At 29.3% G+C, this 24,662-nt stretch carries 24 protein-coding genes; 6 read left to right on the forward strand and 18 right to left on the reverse strand.

What is annotated here, in order from left to right; all coding sequences use genetic code 11:
- Positions 1-4: 4 nt before the first annotated feature.
- Positions 5-463, reverse strand: a complete 459-nt coding sequence (locus ACULEV_RS09845) for a hypothetical protein (protein ID WP_445458500.1) — start codon at positions 461-463, stop codon at positions 5-7.
- A 144-nt stretch (positions 464-607) separates the two neighbouring features.
- Between ACULEV_RS09845 and ACULEV_RS09850 the strand changes: the two genes are divergently transcribed.
- On the forward strand, positions 608-841 hold the full coding sequence (locus ACULEV_RS09850) for a hypothetical protein (RefSeq protein WP_445458501.1): 234 nt from the start codon (positions 608-610) through the stop codon (positions 839-841).
- 60 nt (positions 842-901) lie between these two features.
- Here the strand turns inward: ACULEV_RS09850 and ACULEV_RS09855 are convergent, their stop codons facing one another.
- The 8 genes from ACULEV_RS09855 to ACULEV_RS09890 all read right to left on the reverse strand — a co-directional run bounded on the left by ACULEV_RS09855 (position 902) and on the right by ACULEV_RS09890 (position 8,737).
- Positions 902-1,942 carry an o-succinylbenzoate synthase gene (locus ACULEV_RS09855; RefSeq protein ID WP_445458502.1) on the reverse strand — a complete coding sequence of 347 codons (1,041 nt, stop codon included), beginning with the start codon at positions 1,940-1,942 and terminating at the stop codon, positions 902-904.
- A 78-nt stretch (positions 1,943-2,020) separates the two neighbouring features.
- A complete protein-coding gene (locus tag ACULEV_RS09860) occupies positions 2,021-2,698 on the reverse strand; it encodes a metal-dependent hydrolase (protein WP_445458503.1) in 678 nt (225 codons plus the stop codon).
- A gap of 30 nt (positions 2,699-2,728) precedes the next feature.
- Positions 2,729-4,444 (reverse strand): T9SS type A sorting domain-containing protein, encoded by a 1,716-nt coding sequence (locus ACULEV_RS09865; protein ID WP_445458504.1) that lies wholly within the window; start codon positions 4,442-4,444, stop codon positions 2,729-2,731.
- A 28-nt stretch (positions 4,445-4,472) separates the two neighbouring features.
- Positions 4,473-5,360: a 1,4-dihydroxy-2-naphthoate octaprenyltransferase gene (gene menA / locus ACULEV_RS09870; protein WP_445454887.1), complete on the reverse strand. Its 888-nt coding sequence runs from the start codon at positions 5,358-5,360 to the stop codon at positions 4,473-4,475.
- 7 nt (positions 5,361-5,367) lie between these two features.
- The gene (locus ACULEV_RS09875; protein ID WP_445454888.1) at positions 5,368-5,757 is read right to left on the reverse strand and encodes a hypothetical protein; all 390 of its coding nucleotides are present in this window, start codon (positions 5,755-5,757) and stop codon (positions 5,368-5,370) included.
- A 17-nt stretch (positions 5,758-5,774) separates the two neighbouring features.
- The gene (locus ACULEV_RS09880; protein ID WP_445454889.1) at positions 5,775-7,277 is read right to left on the reverse strand and encodes a PH domain-containing protein; all 1,503 of its coding nucleotides are present in this window, start codon (positions 7,275-7,277) and stop codon (positions 5,775-5,777) included.
- Positions 7,270-7,878: a PH domain-containing protein gene (locus ACULEV_RS09885; RefSeq protein ID WP_445454890.1), complete on the reverse strand. Its 609-nt coding sequence runs from the start codon at positions 7,876-7,878 to the stop codon at positions 7,270-7,272. Before ACULEV_RS09885 ends, ACULEV_RS09880 begins: the two co-directional genes overlap by 8 nt.
- A 25-nt stretch (positions 7,879-7,903) precedes the next feature.
- Complete coding sequence (locus ACULEV_RS09890) at positions 7,904-8,737, reverse strand: 1,4-dihydroxy-2-naphthoyl-CoA synthase (protein WP_445454891.1); 834 nt, start codon at positions 8,735-8,737, stop codon at positions 7,904-7,906.
- A 176-nt stretch (positions 8,738-8,913) separates the two neighbouring features.
- Here ACULEV_RS09890 and ACULEV_RS09895 point away from each other — a divergent pair, with 176 nt between their 5' ends.
- The 5 genes from ACULEV_RS09895 to ACULEV_RS09915 all read left to right on the forward strand — a co-directional run bounded on the left by ACULEV_RS09895 (position 8,914) and on the right by ACULEV_RS09915 (position 13,754).
- Positions 8,914-10,032: a C1 family peptidase gene (locus ACULEV_RS09895; protein ID WP_445454892.1), complete on the forward strand. Its 1,119-nt coding sequence runs from the start codon at positions 8,914-8,916 to the stop codon at positions 10,030-10,032.
- 1 nt (position 10,033) lies between these two features.
- The gene (locus tag ACULEV_RS09900; RefSeq protein ID WP_445454893.1) at positions 10,034-10,480 is read left to right on the forward strand and encodes a PH domain-containing protein; all 447 of its coding nucleotides are present in this window, start codon (positions 10,034-10,036) and stop codon (positions 10,478-10,480) included.
- Complete coding sequence (locus ACULEV_RS09905; RefSeq protein ID WP_445454894.1) at positions 10,470-11,639, forward strand: serine hydrolase domain-containing protein; 1,170 nt, start codon at positions 10,470-10,472, stop codon at positions 11,637-11,639. The genes ACULEV_RS09900 and ACULEV_RS09905 overlap by 11 nt, the downstream gene beginning before the upstream one ends.
- 61 nt (positions 11,640-11,700) lie before the next feature.
- Positions 11,701-12,108 (forward strand): hypothetical protein, encoded by a 408-nt coding sequence (locus ACULEV_RS09910; RefSeq protein ID WP_445454895.1) that lies wholly within the window; start codon positions 11,701-11,703, stop codon positions 12,106-12,108.
- An 854-nt stretch (positions 12,109-12,962) separates the two neighbouring features.
- Positions 12,963-13,754, forward strand: a complete 792-nt coding sequence (locus ACULEV_RS09915) for a carbonic anhydrase family protein (RefSeq protein ID WP_445454896.1) — start codon at positions 12,963-12,965, stop codon at positions 13,752-13,754.
- A 66-nt stretch (positions 13,755-13,820) separates the two neighbouring features.
- Here ACULEV_RS09915 and ygiD read toward each other — a convergent pair whose 3' ends face one another.
- The 9 genes from ygiD to ACULEV_RS09960 form a co-directional block, all read right to left on the reverse strand.
- Entirely contained in the window at positions 13,821-14,654 is an 834-nt protein-coding gene (gene ygiD, locus ACULEV_RS09920; RefSeq protein WP_445458537.1) for a 4,5-DOPA-extradiol-dioxygenase, read from the reverse strand.
- A gap of 169 nt (positions 14,655-14,823) precedes the next feature.
- Positions 14,824-16,257: a TolC family protein gene (locus ACULEV_RS09925; protein ID WP_445454897.1), complete on the reverse strand. Its 1,434-nt coding sequence runs from the start codon at positions 16,255-16,257 to the stop codon at positions 14,824-14,826.
- 30 nt (positions 16,258-16,287) lie between these two features.
- Complete coding sequence (locus tag ACULEV_RS09930) at positions 16,288-19,476, reverse strand: efflux RND transporter permease subunit (RefSeq protein WP_445454898.1); 3,189 nt, start codon at positions 19,474-19,476, stop codon at positions 16,288-16,290.
- Positions 19,477-19,500: 24 nt separating this feature from the next.
- A complete protein-coding gene (locus tag ACULEV_RS09935; protein WP_445454899.1) occupies positions 19,501-20,583 on the reverse strand; it encodes an efflux RND transporter periplasmic adaptor subunit in 1,083 nt (360 codons plus the stop codon).
- Between the two features lie 166 nt (positions 20,584-20,749).
- Positions 20,750-21,163 carry a hypothetical protein gene (locus ACULEV_RS09940; protein ID WP_445454900.1) on the reverse strand — a complete coding sequence of 138 codons (414 nt, stop codon included), beginning with the start codon at positions 21,161-21,163 and terminating at the stop codon, positions 20,750-20,752.
- A gap of 78 nt (positions 21,164-21,241) precedes the next feature.
- A complete protein-coding gene (locus tag ACULEV_RS09945) occupies positions 21,242-22,210 on the reverse strand; it encodes a YheT family hydrolase (RefSeq protein WP_445454901.1) in 969 nt (322 codons plus the stop codon).
- A 2-nt stretch (positions 22,211-22,212) separates the two neighbouring features.
- The gene (locus tag ACULEV_RS09950) at positions 22,213-22,494 is read right to left on the reverse strand and encodes a hypothetical protein (RefSeq protein ID WP_445454902.1); all 282 of its coding nucleotides are present in this window, start codon (positions 22,492-22,494) and stop codon (positions 22,213-22,215) included.
- On the reverse strand, positions 22,494-23,330 hold the full coding sequence (locus ACULEV_RS09955; RefSeq protein WP_445454903.1) for a CvfB family protein: 837 nt from the start codon (positions 23,328-23,330) through the stop codon (positions 22,494-22,496). Before ACULEV_RS09955 ends, ACULEV_RS09950 begins: the two co-directional genes overlap by 1 nt.
- A 38-nt stretch (positions 23,331-23,368) precedes the next feature.
- Positions 23,369-24,586: a porin gene (locus ACULEV_RS09960; RefSeq protein WP_445454904.1), complete on the reverse strand. Its 1,218-nt coding sequence runs from the start codon at positions 24,584-24,586 to the stop codon at positions 23,369-23,371.
- Positions 24,587-24,662 lie beyond the last annotated feature (76 nt).

The following is a 24,662-nucleotide window of genomic DNA, read 5'->3' on the forward strand; positions in this document are numbered from 1 at the left end:
CTAATTAATCTTTATAATCAATAAGAACCCAAATCTCATTAGTCTCTGAACAATAAACAACAAAACTTGAACTCTTTTTATTCTGAATTGTTTTATAATAAATAGCCTCTTTATTTACTTTTATAGCTGTAATATCTCCAAGAAAAAATTTCATTTTTTCAAAATCTATTTCTTTTAATTGATTAGATTGCTTCAACTTATTTTTTTTAATATAAGTAGCTGCTGTTAATTCTTTTAATTTAAAATAAACTGTTTTTCTATTCAAACTCACATTATAGCTACAATCTGAACTTTCAATTTTAGGAATATCAATTTTAGCATATATTTCCACATTATCGATATTTGCAAAATCACAACCTCTTTCTTTCTTAATAGCTTTTATAAAAGATATTATTCCAAATAGTAATAATCCAAAAATTCCAATTGATAAGAGTACAACAAATCGTTTTATTCTTCTATCCATAATAAGCTACTTTTATATATAACAGTAACTAAAGGTTTTTTAGTATTTATAAAATGGTAATTATATAAAACTATATTAGAATAGCATAATGTATAAACTCTAAAGGCAACCTAAATTGCACCTATAATTTTAAATACAAATATTATGAAACAAGTAACAGTAATTATTGCTTCTTTAGTTATTTTAGCTAGTGTAAGCTGTAAAGAACAAAAAGAAGAGCCTATAGTGATTGAAAAGACGGAAACAATTGTAATCGAAAAAGAAACGCCTCCTAAAGAAGAAAACGGAACTTCATTAAGCATCGACAATGATGGAGTTGAATTTTCTACTAAAGATGGAGATAAAAAAACAGAAGTCGAAATTGAAACTGAGAAATAAAAAATAGTATAAACTATTACAATGCGAAATAATAAAAGAGTCAACAGTTGTTGGCTTTTTTTATGCCAATATTTGAATGTTCCAATCCTTTTCAGGATTATAACAAATCTGACCTTTTTGAATCTCTAATGGACAATCAAAATTATTGGTATATAATCCTCCTGTTCCTAAACCTTGAGGTAAAGTATTTTGCAAAGTATAGGTAAATTGTGTAATGGCATTTAGCCCAATATTACTTTCTAAAGCAGATGTAATCCACCATTTAATATTTAATTCATCAGCTACTGAAATCCATTCTAAAGTTCCTCTAAAACCACCTACTAAACTTGGCTTTAAAATGATGTATTGTGGTTGGATTTTTTGCAGCAAATTCGTCTTATTTTCAATTCCAAACACACCAATAAGTTCTTCATCTAAAGCAATAGGAAAAGAGGTCTTTTTACAGAGTTCTGCCATACTGTCAGTATTGCTTTTTTGAATAGGTTGTTCAATACTATGTATTTTATATTCAGATAATTGATATAATTTACTTAAAGCTTCATTTAAAGCAAAAGCACCATTAGCATCTACTCTAATTTCAATAGTCTTTTCATCAAAATGCTGACGAATAAAATGTAATAATGCCAATTCTTTTTCAAAATCTATAGCTCCAATTTTCAATTTAATACAGCGAAAACCTTGTGCTATTTTCTCTTCAATTTGTTGCTTCATAAATTGGGCTTCACCCATCCAAACCAAGCCATTAATTTCTATATTTTTTTTACCTAAAGTAAAGTCGGACGGAAACAGATTAAAAGGGGTTTTTGAAGTTAAAGAAAGGAAAGCCATCTCTACACCAAATTGAATAGAAGGAAACTCTAAAAGTGCTTCCCATAAAGCGTCTTTCCCTAAATGAATATTAGCACAAACCCATTGCAGTTTTTCTTCATAATCTGGTCGGTCATCAATAGAAAGTGTTCTTAAAATTCCGCACTCACCTATTCCAATTTTATTATTTTCTTCCAAGATTAAAAACCAAGTTTCTTTCTCCGTTAAAATACCACGAGAAGTTCCACTTGGTCTTTTAAAATTAAGAGTATATTTTTTGAAGGTTGCTTCCATTTTTTAATAGCAATACAATTAATAACTAAATTCAAGTGTAATATGAATAGTTAAAATTGAATTTATTATGAATTTGTGTTATAACTCAATACTTTCTCCTATTTCTAAAAGCATCAAATCTTTGTTTTTATCAAAGAATTTACGTTTCGCTTCATCATGATTTATTTCTATGTAACCAAAAGTATCAAAATGACAACCCAGCACTTTATCACATTGTACAAAATCAGATGCAATAATAGCATCATCTACATCCATTGTGAAATTGCTTCCAATAGGTAAAATTGCTAAATCTAATTTTGTTCGCATGGGTATTAATTTCATATCCATTGTTAATGCTGTATCACCAGCGATATAAATGTTTTTGTGCTCACCTTCAATTACAAATCCTCCTGGCTGTCCACCATAAATTCCATCTGGAAAAGAAGAAGTGTGAATTGCATTTACATATTTAACTGTTCCAAATTCAAAATCCCAACTTCCTCCAAGATTCATTGGATGAAAAGAGAAGCCTTTATTGCCATAATACTCCGTAATTTCAAAATTAGAAACAATAATTGCATCAGTACGTTTAGCAATCGTCTCTACATCTAAAGTATGATCTTGATGAGCGTGCGTCAATAAAATAAAATCTGCTTTAAGCGAATTTACGTCTATATGAGAAGCCTTGGGATTTCCAGAAATAAACGGATCCACTAAAATATTTACATCGTTTATTTGGATACCTAAACAAGCGTGACCGTAAAATGTAATTTTCATTCTTTCAATTTTTTTAATTACTATAATTTTCTATTTCTTTAAAAATTTTGCAGTTATACTTTTATCATCTTTCAAAATAGTGATAAAATAAAAACCAGAAGATAGCGAACTAACATTGATATTTCTTTGCAATTCATTTTGCATGATTAATTGCCCATTAACAGAGAAAATTTTATAACTCCCTTGTTCAAAAGTATCAGGAAAACTTATATTAATTGTAGATGTAGAAGGATTTGGGTATATCATAAGTTCTGAATCTGATATTCCAAAATCCTCATTCCCTAATACATATTTATCAAATTTCATCAGATAGCCGTCATAACTACCATAAGAAGTAGTTGAAAAAATATCGGTAGTGGTTCCAAATTGAACAGTTCCTTCAAAATTACCAGCTAAATGAACAGCTCCAGATGCATTATAATCCAAAGAAGCAACATCTGCACCATCTACTCCTCCAAAAGTTTTTACCCAATTTACATCACCATTGGATTCATATTCAGCTAAGAAAGCATCATTACTACCACTTTGAGAAGAAAATAAACTGGTATTATTACCTCCACTAAAATCACAAGTCCCAGCAAATTCTCCTGCAATTAAAACTCTATTTATAGCGCTTTCTTGTATTTTCTTTCCCTTTCCTACAGCTTCCATTACCCTAACCCATTGAAAATCCCCATTGTCATCTAATTTTAAAAGAAAAAAATTACTCCCTAGTGCTGTTATCAAATTGTCAACATTAACACTTGGATTAAAATCAGCTGTACCTGTAAAAGAACCAGAGACATAAATAGTATTAGCACTATCAACCAGCATACTTGAGAATTCCATATGCCCAGTACTTCCTATGTTTTTTGCCCAAATAAAATTTCCGTTAGGGTCTAATTTTAAAAGAAAACTTGCAATGTTATTTGGTGTTTGAGGAGAAATTATAAATTCAGAACTGCTAGGATCAAAATCGGTAGAATTAACAAAAATACCACCTGTATAAATATTTCCTTGTGCATCCACTTTTATAGCAGTAGGTCGTTGGGTATAGGGTCCTGAACCAATTTGCTTAACAAATAGAATGTTACCGTTAGTATCAAACTTTGCAATAAAAATATCATAATTTGCTCCAGTCCAAATAGGGTTTTGAGGAGTTAAAATAGTACCATCAGGAAAAGTTATCGGCTTGTTAAAACAACCAGTTATGTAGCTATTACCTAGTTCATCAACAGTAAATCCTTCTATTGTTTTTGCCCCTTCTCCTCTTATCTGTTTAGCCCATAAAAAACCACCATCATTATTCAACTTGGTAAGGTAAATATCCATATTAGGTGTTGGAGTCATATTGGCACTCATATAATATGTTCCCAATCCCAAATCAAAATCAACATTTCCGTAAAAACGTCCTGTAGCATATAGATTATTGTTATTATCTATTCCAATATCAATCCCTGTACAATCTAAATAGGAAGTTATATATTGACCACTCCAAACTACTTCTCCATTTGTGTTATATTTAATAATAAATGGAGAACGTGTAGTAGTACTCAAGGTATGGGTTTCTCCACCAATACCAAAATTACCAGTTCCTTGAAAGTTTCCATTTAAATATACATTACCGTCTGAATCACTCACTACACCTACCATCACTTCTGCATTAGTAGAACCCACATTATCTCCCCATTGAAACATAGGTTCAACAACTTGTCCAAATGATAAAAAAATAAAAAATAAAAATAAAATTGTGTACCTATTAGCCATGATTTTGAATGTTTTAGTTTAATTTTCTTTAAATATAAAAAATATTTAGAGAAAAAAATAAGCTAATTAAAAAAGTGCTTAAGGCAACTATTTTTAATTGAGAGTCAAGATTACGAGGTTCAATAGTATTTTTAACAAACAACAAGTGTTTCACAAATAATAAACAACAAAAAACACCAGTTATTGGATAATCATTTCTCAATAATTCCGAAACTAATAAAAGTATAATAGAACAAATTATTAAAAAATAATGATAATATTTTGCATTTGTAAAACCCATTTTAACTACTAAAGTCATTTTACCTGCAATCTTATCGTTTTGAATGTCTCTCATATTATTTAAGTTTAGCACAGCTACACTTAATAAGCCAATTGCAATAGCTGGTAAAAATAATTTCCAATCTAACATTTTAGTAAATAAAAAATTAGATCCTATTACAGAAACTAATCCGAAAAAGACAAACACAAATAAATCACCTAATCCGTTATAGCCATAAGCATTACTTCCAACCGTATATTTTATGGCAGCACCAATGGCACCAATACCTAGCAAAATAAAAATCATACTTAATGCAAAATTTTCTTTTCCAAAAGCAACATATATTAACGATAAAGCTAATAGCAAAGTAATTATTGATAAACTAATGACTGCTTTTTTCATTTGCTTAGCAGAAATAACTCCAGTTGCCACCATTCTCTTCTCTCCTATTCTATTCGCGTCTGTACCTTTAACTCCATCTCCGTAATCATTAGCGTAGTTAGATAAAATTTGAAGCCCTAAAGTTGTTAAAAAAGCCAGAATAAGAATTTTGTTATCTAAAAATCCTTGATAATAAGCATAAGCACTTCCTACAATTATTCCTGAAAGTGATAATGGTAATGTTCTTAATCTTGCTGCTTGTATCCAATGTTTCATTTTATAATTAATTTTTAAAAGCAATTAGTAGTACAATTCCAAAGAAAAGCGAAAAAGGAGCACAAAATTTAAGATAAACGGGTTTTAATTTGTCAGCCGCATTTTTGGAAAATTTATTATGTTTTTTAATAGGTACGCCCATTAAAATTAAAGCTGAAACTATTAAAAAATAACCCACAATTTTAAATTGCAATTCATATAAAGCTATTTTTGAAGAAAGCACAAATGCAATACCTATTATAAGTCTAATCCCAAGTTCTGAATAATTAATTAAATAAGTACTTCCAGCTTTACCAATTGTTTCTTTTGCTTTTAAAGGATTAAAAAACATTAAAAAACTGGAAAACATTAAAAATATTCCAAACAGAAGTATTATATATTTTGCAATTAAGATCATAGTATTAAATTCATAATTTACATCCAATTTTCTTTAGAAACCTCAACTTGGTACAACCATTTATTTACTTGTTCTTTTATCTTTCTATAATTTGTAGTAGAAACTGAAATTCTTCCTCCTGCTGTATACAAAACGACTGAGCCAATATTAGTCATTTTTTGCCAAAAAAACTGTTGTGTTTTTATTGCTTGTATTTTATAAGGCATTATAATTTCATGATCAATATCCCAAGCACCACTTTGTTTCACAATAAACTCATTAGATATAAATAATCGGTAATTTTTATATGAAAAGAACAAAATTAATCCCATAAATACTACATATAAGCTTGTGAATAACAATATTGTGTTTAGAGAAAATCTATTGATAAAATCATTCACAAAAAAACCTATTGAAACAGGTAAAACAATAAAGAAAAATACACTAATAAGCAATTTACGAATATTTGGGTAAAGAATCACTTCATGAATTGGTAATTTATTGATTATTAATTGTACAATTTGTTCTTTTTCTGCTTTATTACATCCAGGAATTTTCGTTTTATCTTTAGCACTAGCTCTTTTCATATCACTAGAAGCCTGAAAAACTTCAACTGTATTGATATTCAGTTTTTTCTGAAAAAAGTTTTGTGTAAGTTTTATAATTTGAACTTTTTCTGGATTAATTATCGTGTTTTTTATATTCAGCAATCCATAAGTTAATACAAACGATTTTCCGTCTTTTTTAATAGTAAAATTAAAATATTTAACAACAGTTATTACCAAATTTGTTACAATAATAGCGGTTAATGAGAAAAGCAAAAACCCTAACATCAAACTTGCTATTGGTAATTTTTCTAATTGATTAATATTATCCTCAATTAAACTTTCTTTTCCTATTTGTTTTAAATTTTCTGAAATTGTAGAAAAAATACCAATTAAATAAATAAAACTTATCAGATAATTTGAGGTAATTCCTATTTTTAATAAACTAGGCAAACTAATAGTAATAAAAGATTTGGGTTGATTTTCAACTAGTTTTGATTCAGCAATTGATAAAGATTCTTCTTTTACATTTTCTAATAAGTTTCTTTTTAATTCGACTGCCATCTCTTGGGAAACAGCTTTAATAGAAGCTTCTTTTTTATCGCTACCCGCTGTATCCAATTCTAGTTTATGAACATTAAATATTCTTTGAATTAAACTCTGATCAATGGTTACTTTTTGAATTTTATGAAACGGAATAGTAGTTTTTGTTTTATTAAAAATACCATTTTCAATGACAAACTCTTTTAATTTATAATCAATATAAAATTTAAAAAACCAAAATCGAACAAAAGCGGTTATAGCTATTAAACTAAATATTCCAAAAATTCCTAAATAAATTACATAAGGTTCATAATTTTTATTATTGAAAATAAAAACAAGAATCATAGGCCACAAAGCTCTAATCGATTTTTGTAAGGTATTTACAAATAATACCAAAACACCAACTAATGATTGTCTTTGTGGAATAGAAAAATCGAAATTAGATTTAATCATCTGATTCTTCTTTTAAATTAGATGTTTCTATATGAATATGATTTTCAATATCTAATACATCAGGTTCTTGTTTTGCCTCTTCAGTAATTTCAATGATTCTTTCAGAAACACTTTCTTTTATTTTTTTAGCATCATCTAATAATAAACCATTAATTTTCAAATCACTTGCACTTCCTCCAGCTGTAAATAATTCTATAGAAGCTAAACCAAAAATTCTAGAAAGCATTCCTTGATGTAAAGCTACATGTTGTACTCTATTGTTTGTGACAATTATTGTCGTTTCACTAATAACACCTGACTTAAAAATCACGTCATGTCCTCGTAAAGCAAATCCTTTTTTAGCAAAACTCAGTTTTAAAAAGAAAAAATTTAGAATGATTAAAACCAGCCAAGTAATGACTATGTATATTACATTTTCTTCAAAAAAATCATTAGTATCTATAAAAAATAAAACTAAAATGGGAATTAAAAGTAATCCATAAAATATAGCACGCTGAATTAACATGACTTTAAAATAACCCTTTTGGAGCGGTTGTAATTTTGCTTCCTCAAATTTAGGCAAAGTGGAAATATCTATGGTTTCGTTTTTAAATTCTTGCATTTGGTTTTTTTAAAATTCTAATTTTCTATGGTAAATATTTCTTCTCAAAATTAGGTTTACGTTTTTCTAGGAATGCATCTCTCCCTTCTTTTGCTTCATCTGTCATGTAAGCTAAACGGGTTGCTTCTCCAGCAAAAACTTGTTGCCCAACCATTCCATCATCAGTTAAATTCATGGCAAATTTCAACATCTTAATAGAAGTTGGTGATTTTGCTAATATTTCTTGCGCCCATTCATAAGCTGTATCTTCTAATTCAGCATGAGGAATAACTGCGTTTACCATTCCCATTTCAAAAGCATCTTGTGCCGAATAATTACGACCTAAAAAGAAAATCTCACGTGCTTTCTTTTGTCCTACCATTTTGGCTAAATAAGCAGAACCGTAACCACCATCAAAACTAGTTACATCAGCATCAGTTTGTTTAAAAATAGCATGTTCTTTACTTGCTAAGGTTAAATCACAAACCACATGAAGCGAATGTCCTCCACCTACTGCCCAACCTGGAACCACACAAATAACAGCTTTAGGCATAAAACGAATCATACGTTGAACTTCTAAAATATTTAAACGATGATATCCATCTTCCCCTACATAACCTTGATGGCCACGTGCTTTTTGATCACCACCACTACAAAAAGACCAAATTCCATCTTTTGTAGAAGGTCCTTCAGCGGAAAGTAATACTACTCCTATTGAAGTATCTTCTTGTGCATCATAAAAGGCTTCTATTAACTCTTTTGTAGTATGAGGACGAAAAGCATTACGAACATCAGGTCTATTAAAAGCTATGCGCGCTACTCCATCACATTTTTTATAAGTAATATCTTCAAATTGTTTTACTGTTTTCCAGTTTATCATAACTATGTGTTTTTTGTTTCAAGTTAATTTTATTTCAAATTTAAGTTGCAATTGACTTTCGTGTAAAACTTTCAGTAATGATCTTAAAAATTGTTTTTTGAAATTCAATTTCTCTAATTTCAGGTAAAAATAATTCATTTTTTACATTATATTGCACAATCAAAACAAATACTATCATGAAAAAACTATATTTAGGATTTCTTTTAACTGCGGGAATCTTGTCTAGCAATGCACAAAATTATGAATTTCAAGAAGTTATCAATCTAGAAAGTTTACCAGTTATTTCTCAAGACAAAACTGGAACATGCTGGAGCTTTTCTACATCTTCATTCCTAGAATCGGAAATCATTCGCTTGACGGGAAAAAAAATTGATTTATCAGAAATGTATCAAGTTAGAACCACTTATCCTAAAAAAGCAGAAAATTTTGTAATGCGTCAAGGAAAAACACAATTTAGTGAAGGTGGTTTAAGTCATGATGTTATTAATAGTGTTGCTACTTATGGATTAGTTCCTGTTGCCACTTATACTGGTTTATCTGAAGATGAAAAAAAACATAATCATGCTGAACTAGTGGCTGTTTTAGAAGCAATGGTAAAAACTTATGTTGATAATCCTGGAAAGCAGTTATCTACAAAATGGAAAACTGCTATTAATAACGTTTTGGATACTTATTTAGGAGAAATTCCAACTGAATTTACTTTTGAAGGAAAACAATATAGTCCGAAAACCTTCATGGATATGACTAAAATAAAAGCGGAAGATTATGTTACTTTAACTTCTTTTACTCACCAGCCTTTTTACAAACCTTTTATTTTGAATATTCCAGATAATTTTTCTAACGGAAGTATGTACAACTTACCTCTAGACGAATTCATTACTTCTATTGATTATGCTTTAGAAAAAGGATTTACTTTAGCTTTAGATTGTGATGTTTCTGAAACTACTTTCTCAGCAAAATATGGAGTTGCCTTTATTCCTGAAAATAAAGAAGATGAAAAAACTGGACTTGGAGAAATTATCTCCGAAAAAAACATTACTCCAACTTATCGTCAGCAAGAATTTGAGAATTACAATACTACAGATGATCATTTAATGCATATTGTTGGAAAAGTGAAAGACCAGAAAGGAAATACTTACTATAAAATTAAAAACTCTTGGGGAACAGATGAAAGTAAAGTTAAGAATGGTGGTTTTGTTTATATGAGTGTTCCTTACATGAAGTTAAAAGCTATATCTGTTCTTCTTCACAAAGACGGAATCGATAAAAAAACAAATAAGAATTTAGGATTGTAACATGATTTATAAGTCTTCTATAAGTAAAACTAATAAAATAGTGTTTGGTTTTGTCTTTTTAATAATCATATTAGCCACTATTCCTGTTTTTTATTGTAATGATTTAACTCCATTTATAATAGTTATTTCTATAAATCTCATTACTTTATTTTTTTTAGCTTGGATATTAGCTGATACCGAATATCGTATCGATAAAACAAATCTATATTGTAAATCAGGACCGTTTCAAAAAACGATACCTATTGCCAACATCAAAAAAATTATGCATCATAATGGAATTATTGTTCCTGTTGCTTTTAAACCAGCTTTAAGTCATATTGGGTTAATTATTACATACAATTTCTATGATCAGATTTATATTTCTCCTGAAAACGAAAATGAATTTATTGATATTCTAGCACGAACTAATTCAAATATAAAAATAATACCTTTAAAGAATGAACTTTAAACCTCTTTTATTTCTAATTTTATTTTGTCATTTCTCCTGCAAACAAGAAATTGTTGCTCCCATTAAAGAAACAAAAGTGGAAATTAAAAAGGGCATTCTTCTTCCAAAATTTAATGTTCTAGATGAAAATTATAAAAAAAAGAAAAGGAAAGAAATTAATACTTTTTATACAGAGAACATAGCTACAGATGATTTCAGTGGTTCTTTTTTAGTTGCTAAAAATGGCCAAGTACTATTAGAAAAGTATACTGGTTATTCCAATTACGGTAAAAAAAATAAAATTACTCCTTCTACTCCTATTCATTTGGCTTCAATAAGTAAAGTTATGACTGGAGTTGTAATTTTAAAGTTGATTGATACAAAAAAAATAACTTTAGATACTTCTTTAAAAACACTTTTCCCAGAATTCCCATATCCAAAGGTAACAATCCAAACATTATTAAATCATAGAAGTGGTTTGCCTAATTATCTTTATTTTACAGATAATGATACTATTTGGGATAAATCCAAAACCCTTACCAACAAAGATATTTTAAAACTTATTACTACTAAAAAAGTCGAATTGGATTTTGTACCTAATTCTAAATTTAGTTACAACAATACCAATTATACTCTTTTAGCTTTAGTAATTGAAAAAATAACCCAACTTTCCTTTGCTGAAGCAATGAAAAAACTGCTTTTTGAACCTTTAGATATGAAAAGTACCTTTGTATTTGAAATAGAAAAACAAAAAGATACCGTTAGTAAAAACTACAAAAGCACTTGGGAAGAAATTCCGTTTAATTTTCAAGATGGAATTTATGGAGATAAAAATATTTATTCCACAGCCAGAGACATTCTCAAATTAGATTTAGCTACCTATTCTGATGATTTTTTAAGTAAAGAAATTAAAGAAAAAGCTTATAAAGGATATAGTTATGAAAAAAAAGGAATCAATAATTATGGATTAGGCATTCGGTTAAGAGAATGGGATGATGAAACTATTATGTTTTATCACAACGGTTGGTGGCATGGAAACAAAACTTCCTATGTTACCTTAAAAAAAGATACAGTTACTCTCATTGCTTTATCTAACAAATACACTAGCAAAGTATATCAAATAAAACGCTTATCGAGTTTATTTGGCAACTATCCTTTTACTATTGATGATGAAGAATAAATTTCACCAATCTTTTGGAACAAATTTTGTTACTAAAAAATACAACTAAATTTTAAATCAAATGAAACCAATAGTATTTCTTTTATTTGCTATAGCCAATTCTTTCCTTGTCAATGCACAATCCGAAAATTTTGTAGGTAGTTATACGCGAATCTTGGGAACCACAAAAGGAGATCACACGATAAAATATAATTTAGAATTATTTAATGATGGCACCTTTGAATTTCATTCCTATAATAAACTTCTCAATGGTATACCTCAAGAAAGGAATTTCTATGGAAAAGGCACTTGGACAGTAACTAAAAATATCATTCATTTTCATTCCACTGCTGAAAAAGATTTTGATGAAAAATATACCTTAGACTTCAATAATTCAACTGCACGTTTTGATTATAAAAACAAAACTATTTTTAGGTTCTACAAATCTAAAATATCTTGGATGGAACGTATTGAACTTAAAAAAGAATAATCCAAAAGTTTATAATATTTGGTAGTATGAGAAAAACAGACTTTACTTAGTTTTTTGGAAAATGAAAGAATAGCAAAAAGAGTAACTTCAAATAGCTATTAAACAAATGTTAAAATTCTTCTCAATCTAGTAAATTTAAAAGAGATTTGTATCGCATTAATTTATCAAAAAGTCATTGAAAAAATTATTAAAAATATTCATTATATTATTCCATTATATTGGGATACTATTTTTTTTAATGGTTTCAAATCAATCTTTTAACTTAAATCAATCTTTTAATTGTGTACAGCACAATAATTTTTCCAAACATGATTACTCAATAAATCAACATCATTGTATAAAGCATAAGGCAAATAACAAACGAAATTCTAGAAGACGAAATCGTAATAAAAATAATTTCAGAGTACTTCAAAAAATCTCAAAAAATTTGCTAAATATTTTCGAACAAAATAACAATGTGTTAATTTCGAGTTCAAACTGTATAAAAATCATAGATTACAAAGGTTTTTTCTACACATTCAAATATATTACTTCTGTTTTTCGTCCACCAAATATTTAAAATTATTTAGTAAGACTATCTTATTTAAAGTGAGTTCTACATAAGGATTTACAAAATAAAAAAACGTCAAATTGAGTGATTCTTCATAACAAAACGAAGAAAACTTATAGAAAGTTATGCTTTTAATTGAAACTTGTTTTTCAATACATTCCTATTATACCATAGGAATACTGAAACTTAGCTATTTTATATCAAATTCACACTATTTAAGATAAGAGTTCAAAAGTTCAAAATATTTTGTGCTATACGATGGTACATAAATATTAAAAGTCAATTAATATAATTTTAAAATAAAATGAAAACAAATTTCAAAAAAATAAGCCTATTATTACTAACATCAATACTCCTTTTTTCTTGTAATGATGATGATAGTAATTCAACAATAATAAATGAAACAACAGATTTTCCTGAAAGCATAATAAGTTATAATTTTCCGCTAGGTACAACTAACATAGAAGGGCAATCACCTATTAGTATTAATACATCAGCAACTGAAAAAATGAATACTGTTGATCCAGTTATTCATTATAATGCGATCACTTTGAGTAGTGTGGAACATACTGATGACAATTTAAAAGTAAATTTATCAACAACTGATAAAGCAAATAATTACATTACGATAAAAGGTTATAAATATGAGTTACAACAGTTTCATTTTCACCGTCATAGTGAACACGATGTAAATGGTGAATATGAAACAATGGAAATTCATTTTGTAAACAAATCAGATTCAGGTGCTTATGCTGTTTTAGGTGTTTTAGTTAAAACAGGATCAGTTAATGATGCCTTACAAACACTTTTTGATGCATCACCCACTACAACAGGTACTAATACATTAACAGATACTTTTTATTTGAATTCTATTTTACCATCAGACACAGGTAAATATTATTCATATAGTGGATCATTAACAACTCCTAATTTAGATTTCACTCCAAATCAAGGACCATTGACTTGGATTGTTTTCAAGAATGAAATCGAATTGACTGTTCCGCAATTAAATGATTATGCGACGAAATATACTGAAGAAAATTTTCGAGTTATCCAACCTTTAAACAATAGAAAGGTATACGAGAACATTAGATAATTATTTTAATTTGTTTAAGATTAAGAGACTGTCCGAAAAACAAGGACAGTCTCTTCTATTAAAAAGCTATCCTATCTTTACAGAAGTCATCGTTAAAGAACCACCCACAGCTTTATCGTTAAAAAAAGTTACTTTATCGTTTTCCGTTTGCAAAGCTAAAATGTACAACAAAGGATAATAATGATCTGGTGTAGGAATAGCAAGTGTTGCAGCTTTGTTTAATTTTTCATAATTGATAAGTTCTTTGTGAAAACCATTGGTAATTTTATCCTTAAAAATAGCATTCATTTCTAAAGCCCAATCAAAGCCATATTCAGGTTCGTTTAATTTATTCCAAGCCATCATACGCAAATTATGCACCATATTACCACTACCTATAATCAAAACTCCTTTTTTACGAAGCGAAAGCAATTGTTTAGCCAATTCATAATGATAAGTTGCTGGTTTATAATAATCGATACTCAATTGTAAAACAGGAATATCGGCTTTAGGATACATTTGTTTTACCACAGACCAAGTACCATGATCCAAACCCCATTCATGATCTAGTTCTACAGCAGGATTTGTTACTAATTTCTGAATAGCAGTAGCTAATTCAGGATTACCAGGTGCAGGATAGTTCACATCAAACAAAGCCTGAGGAAAACCACCAAAATCGTGAATAGTTTTTGGATTTGGCATTGCAGTAACAAAAGTTCCTTTTGTTAACCAGTGAGCAGAAACTACAACAACCGCTTTTGGAACTGGAATTTCTTTTCCCATTTCTTTCCAACGTTTTGTAAACACATTATCTTCAATGGCATTCATGGGCGAACCATGCCCTATAAATAAAACAGGCATTTTTTGGTCTACATCAAGTAATTCTTTTGTCCAATTATAAAATGTATTGTTACTGACCATAATAATTCCTCTTGTAATTAATTTGATGAAATTTTCTCTTCTCAAAGTCAAACATTTGTATATACAAATATACAAATGATATTTTAAAAATATGTATAAAAAATGAACCATTTTACTAAAAGTAAAATGGTTCATTAAAAACTAAAATATAATTATTGAAGAAAAATATTTAATTCCATCCACCTCCTAAAGCATGATAAATATTAACCATTGCATTCATCTGTTGCACTTTGGTTTCGATTAAATCAAATTTAGATTCCAAAGCATCACGTTGTGTAAGTAACACTTCCATATAATCGGCTCTAGCCGATCTAAAAAGATCATTAGAAATTGTAACTGAAGTATTAAGAGCTTCCACTTGTTTCGATTTTAAATCATAAATATTTTTCATATTATCAATTTTAGCTAATTGATTAGCCACTTCGATATAAGCACTCAAAATAGTTTTTTCATAATTAAAAACGGCTTGTATTTGCTTTGCATTTGCAGTATTATAAGTAGCTTTTATGGCATTTCTATTAATCAAAGGAGCAACTAAATCACCGGCTAACGAATACAATAAAGATTCAGGAGTTTTGAACAAATACTTAGAATCAAAAGCACGTAAACCAATACCAGCAGAAATTCCTAAAGATGGATAAAAACGAGCTTTAGCAACTTTTATATCTAATTTAGCCGCTGCTAATTCCATCTCAGCTTGTTTTACATCTGGTCTGTTTTCTAATAATTGAGCAGGAATTCCAGCATGAATAGTATTAGGCACTAAATCTATAAACGGGCTAGCACTTCTTTCTACTTTTTGAGGAAAACGTCCTACTAAAAAATTGATTTTGTTTTCAGTTTCAATAATTTTTTGTTGGATTTCAAATTCTAAACTTTTAGTATCAAAAACTTGTGCTTCAAATCGTTTTACCGCTAGTTCAGTTACTCTTGCCGATTCTTTTTGCAGTTTTACAATTTTAAGTGCATTTTCTTGAATATCAATATTTTGATGCACAATTTCTAATTGGTTATCCAAAGCCAACAATTCGTAATAGGAGTTAGCTATTTCTGAAATCAAATTAGTTACCATGAAATTTTTTCCTTCCACAGTAGCTAAATAGCTACTTATCGCCGATTTTTTAGCATTATGCAGTTTATTCCAAATATCAATTTCCCAAGTAGCATAAGCTCCTATCATATAATCTTGTAAAGGTTCAGGAGTTTCAATACCAGGTTTTATTTCTGTGTTAGCATCATTAGCCCCTTGGCTAGTATATCTTCCTACTTTCTCAACTCCTGCTCCACCTTTAAGACCAATAAATGGCAAATATTCTCCTTTACGAGTTCTAATCTCATTTTTTGAAATTTCAATTTCTTGTAAAGTAATATTCAATTCCTGGTTGTTTTGTAAAGCTGTTTTTATCAAAGAATTTAATGGAGCATCCACAAAATAATCTTTCCACTTAATTGTCGCAGAATTGATTGTATCCCGAGAAACTGTAAAACCTTCAGGAACATTTTTATTGGCTTCTTTTTGAGCCAAATTTGTAGTTTTACAACCTGTCAAACTTAGTAAAACTAAAAAGACAGTTGTATATATATAAAACTTGTTACGAAACATATTTATTAATTTTATATTCATTTTATTCTTCTATTCTTCCTCTTTGGGAAAACGATCAAACTGATGCACAAAATCTTCAGTTAATGAACTATCATCCTCGTCATTAATTAATTTTCTACCGTTTGCCAATGAACCAAAAATAAAGTACAAACCTGGCACAATAATTACTCCGAAAATAGTTCCAAAAAGCATTCCACCAAGTGCTGCAGATCCGAGAGTTCTATTACCAATAGCTCCAGCTCCAGAAGCGAGCATTAATGGAATTAATCCTGCTATAAAAGCAAAAGAAGTCATCAAAATTGGGCGAAAACGCACTTTAGCACCTTCAATAGCTGACTCAAGAATAGACAACCCTTCATGGTGTTTCTGAACAGCAAATTCAACAATTAATACAGCATTCTTACCTAGTAATCCAACGAGCATGATTAACCCTATTTGTGCATAAATATCATTTTGTAGTCCCATAATTTTTAATAATAAAAACGAGCCAAAAACACCAACAGGCAAAGAGAGCACCACCGATAAAGGAATAATAAAACTCTCATACTGTGCTGCTAATACAAAATAGACAAACACTAGTACAATTAAGAAAATAAAAATAGATTCATTACCTCTACTAGCTTCATCATAAGAAAGACCTTCCCAAGCAATATCATATCCTTTTGGTAAGGTTTCCTTAGCCACTTCACGAACTGCTTCAATAGCTTCAGCAGTGGTATAACCTTTTGCAGGAAGCCCTTGAATAGCGGCAGAATTGTACATATTAAATCGTGTAATTTCATTTGGTCCTTGAGTTTTTTTCAACTTCATAAAGGCAGAATAAGGAACCATTTCTCCAGTATCATTCTTTATATAGAGATTCAAAACATCTGATGGCAATCTTCTAAATTTAGGATCAGATTGAACATATACTTTAAAAAAGCGCTCAAACTTAATAAATCCTTGTTCATATGTGCTACCAATTAAAATATCAAGATTTTCCATGGCTTTTCCTATAGAAACTCCTTTTTGCATAGCTAACTGATTGTCAATTTCCAATTCATATTGAGGATAATTAGCCGCGAAAAAAGAGAATAGCCCAGCTAATTCTTTACGTTTTTCTAAATTTTCCATGAATTTTTTATTGATTTCATCAAAATCTTTGTAATCAACAGTAGTACTTTTATCTAATAAACGCATAGAAAATCCACCAGAAGAACCAAATCCAGGAATTGCTGGTGGTTCAAAGAATTCGATTTTTGCTCCCAGATTCTTAGATTTCTCTTCTAACTCTTCCATGATTTCAGTAACTTTATGTTCTCTTTCCGACCATGGTTTTAAGTTAATAAGACATGTTCCAGCATTAGAACCACGACCTTCAGTCATAATTTCATAACCTGCTAGAGAAGATACTGATTCAACTCCATCAATCTCTTCACAAACTTTTTGCAGTCGTTGTGAAACTTGATTAGTAGTTTCTAGTGTTGAGCCTGGAGGTGTTTGGATAATCGCATAAATAGTTCCTTGATCTTCACTAGGAATAAATCCAGATGGAAGAATTTTATTTACAAAGAATGTTCCCACACAAAAAGCAAGTAATATGAAAAAAGTCAACCATCTTCTGCTTACAATAGATTTTAGTAAGGTTACATATTTACCAGTAAGCTTATCAAATACTCGGTTAAAACTATCTAAAGAGTTAGTAAGTAAATTCTTTTTCTTTTCTTTACCATGATTATTTTTTAATAACATAGCACATAAAACTGGTGTAAGTGTTAATGCAATAATCGCAGAAATCACAATGGAACTAGCCATAGTAATAGAAAACTGACGATAAAAAGTTCCTACTGGACCAGACATAAAAGAAATAGGCACAAATACCGACACCATAACAGCTGTAATAGCTATAATAGCACCGCTAATTTCACCTAATACTTTTTTTACTGCTTGATAGGGTGTAATATGTGGAAATTCTTCAAACTTAGCATGCACAGCTTCAACGACGACAATAGCGTCATCCACAACAATACCAATAGCTAATACAAGTGCAAATAGAGTTACAAGATTAATAGTTATTCCAAAAAACTGAATTACAAAGAAAGCACCAATTAATGAAACAGGAACCGCTAATATTGGTATTAACGTTGAACGCCAATCGCCTAGGAAAATAAATACAACTAAAGCTACTAATATAAATGCATCTCTTAATGTATCTATTACTTGTTCTATTGAAGCATCCAAAAATTTAGAAACGTCATAACTAATTTTATAATCTAATCCAGGAGGAAAAGTTTCTTTCATTTCCTCTAATTTCTCTTTTACTTTTTCAATTACATCGTTAGCATTACTTCCATAATTTTGCTTTAATACAATAGAAGCAGAAGGATGACCGTCTAAGTTAGAATAAATATCAAAAAATTCACTCCCTAGTTCTGCTCTACCAATATCTTTTAGACGTATACTCTCACCATTAGCATTGGCACGAATAATAACATTTTCATATTGTTCTGGTTCACTAAACCTTCCTTTATAAGTCAAAACATATTCTAACGATTGTGCTTCAATTCCTGAACTTTGTCCTATGCGTCCTGGACGACCTACAATACTTTGTTCGGCTAAAGCATCCATAACCTCATTAGTAGAAACATTATAAGCTCTCATACGATCAGGATTTAACCAAATACGCATAGCATAGGTTCTACTTCCTAATATTTGTGACCTTGCAACTCCTTTAATCCTATTAATTTCAGGTAGCATTTTAACGTTTGCATAATTATACAGGAATTTTTCATCCATATTCTTACCTTTTGCATATAAGTTGACATACATCAACATACTAGGTTGAATTGGTGTAATTACAACTCCCTCTCGCTGCACAAGTTCAGGCAAAAGAGGCATTACTTGATCTACTCTAGTTTTTACCCTTACTACCGCTTGATTTGGATCTGTACCTGGTTCAAAAATAATTCTAAGAGTTGCTTCACCAGCACTAGTGGCATCTGTTGCCATGTATCGCATTCCTTCTACTCCATTAATAGCATTTTCTAAAGTAATAAGAGTAGATTTAACCAAAACATCTGCACTTGAACCAGGATAGGCAATAAATATGTTTACGGTTGTAGGAGCAATATCAGGAAACTGTGACGTTGGCAATTTCAAAATTGAAAGTGACCCCATAAAAACAATAATAATCGAGATTACTATTGCAAAAACGGGTCTATGTATAAATTTACTAAACATGTTTTCTCTTTTTAATTTATTCGATTATTCTGCATAAAGTTCTAAATGCGACAAAACTGTTTCTGGCTTTTCTAACTTATACTCAATTTTTTCATTTTCCTTCACAAGACGTAATCCTTCAAGAAGGATTTTATCATTCTCATTCAAACCTTCTTTCACTATAAAAAGATGAGGTAATTCTGCTGCAAGAGTAATTTCTCTTGATTTTACTTCGTTATTCTTGTCAATTACATAAACATATTTTTTATCAAGAACTTCAAAAGTGGCTTTTTGAGGAATTAGCATCGCATCTTTAAAAGGAATAGTTACATGTATACTTCCTGTTTCTCCGTGTCTTAAAAGACCTTTTGGGTTGGGAAAAGTTGCTCTAAATTGGATATTTCCTGTTTCGTTATTAAAATCAGCTTCAATTGTTTCTACTATTCCAGGATAATCGAAATATTTATTATTAGCCATTAAAAGATTAACTTTAGGTTTAGCATTTTCAACTTGCTCAGCTCTAAAATCTAAATACTCTGCTTCAGGGACATTATAATACACCCACATTTTACTGTTATCAGAAAGATTAGTAAGTAAATCACCTTCTTCAATTAAACTACCTAATCGAACATGAAATCTATCTACAATTCCATCAAATGGAGCTCTAATTTGTGTAAATTGTAAATGAACTTGAGACAGTGCTAATTCTGCCTTAGCTTTATCTAATTTGGCTTTAGCCATAGCTAATTCATTAGGTGCTACAACATTACTGTCTGCAAGGCGTTTTGTGTTTTGGTATTCAATTTCCGCAAAACTAGCCTCAGCTTTTGCTTTTTCCATTTCTGCTTCATATAATTTTGGCATGATTTGAAACAATATTTGTCCTTCCTTAACAAATTGTCCTTCATCAATAAAAATTTTCTGCAAATACCCTCTTTCTTGAGCTCTTAATTCAATATGACGGCTTGATTGAATTTGAGATACATAATCTTTTGTAATTAAGGTGTCTTTTTTTATAGGGTTAGTCACTAAAAATTTTGTTTCTTCTTCTTTTTTTTCGATTTCTTTTTTGCAACTTGTATTTACTAACAAGACGCAGCTACTCATGAATATGAGAACTTTCTTCATAATAATATATTTTAATAAATTGAATTGATTATTGGTATTTAAGAAATAAGTTGAAAAGAAATAATAGCAGATTACTTCTTAAATTCCGTTATCTTTTGGAAAATAATACACTTGATAAATTGATAAAACCAAGAAAAGACTACTTATACTAGCCTAGAAGAAAAAATCATATTCTGAAGACGCTGAATATGATAAATAGTTTATTAGAGGTAAAATTTGAAAGAGAGTCTAAAAAGGATGTATCTTTTCTAATACAAAATTTTAAATCACTATGTTGTATTTGGTATAGAGATTTACTAAAGTAATTTCTACCGTCTATACTTTTTTTTGAACTTGTTATTTCATCTTCTTCAATTTCAATATCAATTCCAAGAATTTTATGAGAATCGATTTCAAATGAAGAATGGAAATAATCAAAAATGAAAGAGGAATCATTTTGTTCTTTTACAAAATTAGATTCTCCATTCTTACTTATTTTTTGGTCTAATGAGAAAGTATTTGCACCAGCAAACAATTGTGCATAACCTATTAGGACTGCAATAGAAGCTAATAAAAAATATCTTATTATATTTTTGGTCATACAGCTGGTAAAATTAAATCATTTTTTTATTACAGCAAATAATAATAGGTTTAATAAACTGTTAATAATTCAAAAAAACTATACATTAGACAATGATTCTATGAAAGTAAAAGCTCTTATTTCTGCATAAGAATGTGGAACATTTTTCATAGGAAAAGCACAATGTCCTCCATATTTAGGAATTTCTAAGTAAACTGTAGTACTATTTTTTGCAAATTCCTTTGGATAACAATCCTCCCCTAAAAAAGGATCATCTAAAGCATTAATAATTAAAACTGGTTTAATAATATTGGTAATACTTCTTGCTGGTGATACTTTAAAATAGTAATCTTCCCTATCCTTAAATCCGTGTAAAGGAGCTGTAAAATAATCATCTAAATCATCAAAACCTTTAATGTCTTTAATTTTATCCCAATTAAGAAGTTCTGGAAATTGTTCTGCTTTATATTTTAATTTTGGAATTAAATCATTAGTGAAATTTTTCATGTATACTTTATTGAAACCTTTCTTTAATGATTCTACACTCGATTTTACTTCAATGGGAACAGAAATAGCTATTGCTGCTTTAACACGTTCATTAATATTGTTAGTTCTACCTAAATAATTTAAAGTTTGAGCTCCACCCATTGAATAACCGATTAAATAGACTTCATCAACTTTTGTTAATGCAAATTGTATTACTGCATCTAAATCTTCAATCGCAGCATGGTGGTATAATTTTGGCAAACGATTCATTTCACCGCTACAACTTCTATTATTCCATGCAAAAACTGAAAAATTACGCTGTAAGAAATAAGTAGCACAACTATTCATGTAGGTTCGTTGTGAATTTCCTTCTAAACCATGACATAAAATAATGGCTTTATTAGTGTTTTTTAAGTTGTAATCTATTGCTAAAAAATCACCGTCTTGTAATTCTAAGATTTCACGTTTATAATCTGGTGTTGGAAATTTCTTAAACATGCCTGCATATATTGTTGAAATATGCTTGTGTTTATGAAGAAACGAAACAGATTGATTATAAGAAGAGTAATTTATAAGTGGCATAATTAAAATAAATCTATTTTATAATGTCGAATTATAAAAACTATCGACAAAATATTAAACAGTAAACCAATCCAATAATATTTATTCCAATTATCTCTATTGTTTATAATTTCAGCTAAATTAACAATCGGTAATAAAAGAGCAAAACACCAAATTATCAACCACACTGGTTCTATTGGAACATCAAATAGAATAATTGTACCAAATGATTTTAAAATAGCTATTAAAACTGCTAGAAAATGTAAAACACTTACTACTAGTATTATTTTATTTTTTGTACTCATTATAATAGATAAATACCATCTTCTTTTATTTCAATTAATTTTTGTCGGTATAAATTTCCAACGGCTTTTTTAAAGACTTTTTTACTCATTTTTAAAACCGTTCGAATATCTTCTGGATGCGAATTATCATTTAAACCTAGAAAACCTCTATTCGATTTTAATTCGTCTAAAATGATTTGAGAAGAAGGCTCAATAGCTTCCACTCCAAGTTTACGTAAGGAAACATCAATCTTACCGTCTGGTCTTATATTTTTGATGTAACCTTTCATTCTTATACCTGGTTTTACTTCTTCAAAAACTTCATTTTTATAAGCTAAACCTCTGTGTTTTTCATTAATGATTACATTAATTCCAGCTTCAGTAATATGAGAAACAATTAAATCTACTTCTTCTCCATTTTCAACAGAAATTTCTTCGTTATTTAAGAATTGTTGGGTTTTACTTGAAGCTACTAATCGATTGGTTTTCTCATCCATAAAACAATATACTAAATAACGTTTTCCTTCTTCCATAGGACGAGCTTGTTCTTTAAAAGGAACAAATAGGTCTTTTTCTAAACCCCAATTCATAAAAGCACCAAACTTATTTATGTAATTCACTTTTAAATGAGCAAATTCATTAAGTTTGATATATGGTTTAAGCGTTGTTGCTACTGGTCTTTCTTCGTGATCTAAATAAATAAAAACTGTTAAATCGTCTCCTATATGGAATTCTTTTGGTACATATTTATTAGGTAATAAAACGTCATCATCTTGTGTTTCTTCACTTCCTAAAAAAAGACCAACTTTAGTATCTCTTAGTATTTTTAGTGTATTATATTGTCCTATGTGTAACATAATTATCTTTAATTGGATACAAAGGTAATCTAAAACGATTAAATTCCTATTTCAATTTGAAAACGAGCATACCAATTATTTTTAGTTTCACCAACTTGATATTTCAATTCATTATAGGTCATTTCTGCTTGCAATTTAAAAGTATGTTCCCATAAATAGCGTGTTAATCCTAAACTATATTGTTTAGAATCTGGAGTGTATGCTTTAATTTCTTCATCAACATTTTGAGTTGAAAATCGTCCTATAATTTCATAATTACTAGGAAAAACATAACTTAATTGGTAATCCATTCCATCTCCTGCGAAAACATAATTAAAATTAGTAATATCATCTGGGTCATAAGTTACTAAATCTTTTGCATCACGTTTCATGTAAGCACTCATTAAACTCCAACCATTATATTTTAAAAGCGCATCAAAAAAAAGAGAACGCAAAGTCCTAGGAGCAAAAAGCTCATTTCCAAGCTGCCCTTGTGTTCTAACAGCTCTATTATTTTGCTGAAATGCACCTGATAACATTAATTTTGGTTTTTCTTCTCTAAGGATATCACCTTCAAAATAGATACCATCTCTTTTAAAAGTACCAAAAGGAAAAAGCTCAACCTTTCCTGTTAGAGCTACTCCATCGTCTGAAGTTTTAGTCCAATTTCTACCTTCACCAGTTGAGATAGCTGTTTTAAAATTATAGGAAAATTTATCTTTATATTCATGTAAATAATAAGCTTGAAAACCAAAATCTCTATCTATAGTGAATCTTGCATTGTTAATTGTTCTATCGGTAAGTTGGAGAGCACCAGAAGAATTTACACGTTGTCTATTTCCAGGCAATTTAGTTTGACCAAAGATTAAATTCCAGTTTTTATTTGGTCTATAAAAAAATGCAGCATCTCTAATAATATTTATATTTTCACCATCTTCTATAACTCCTACATCTCCAGGAGCGAATGATAACTGAATGGCATACAAAAATTTAGGACTTCCTACATAACCATCAAAACGTAAACGTAATCTTCTTATCTGAGCTTCATATCTATTATCTTCGTTTTCTTCATCAATATAAGAAACTCTATTTTGCATTCTAAAACGAATATTAAATTGAAATAAACTATCGGGTGTAGTTACTCCTAAACCTTTTCCGTAACTATAATATGGTAATGCAGCAAGTTTTAAATCATTATTCTTAGTAGAATCTTTTTTAATTTGAGAAAAAGAGCATAAATAGAAAAAGAATAAAATGATTGTAATTAATTTTTTCATCTAAAGTAAAATTGTTGTGTTGTTATTTTGCCGCAAATTTAAAATATTTTAAAGAATATCTTACGCTTTATTTACC

This window comes from Flavobacterium sp. HNIBRBA15423, assembly GCF_052655965.1.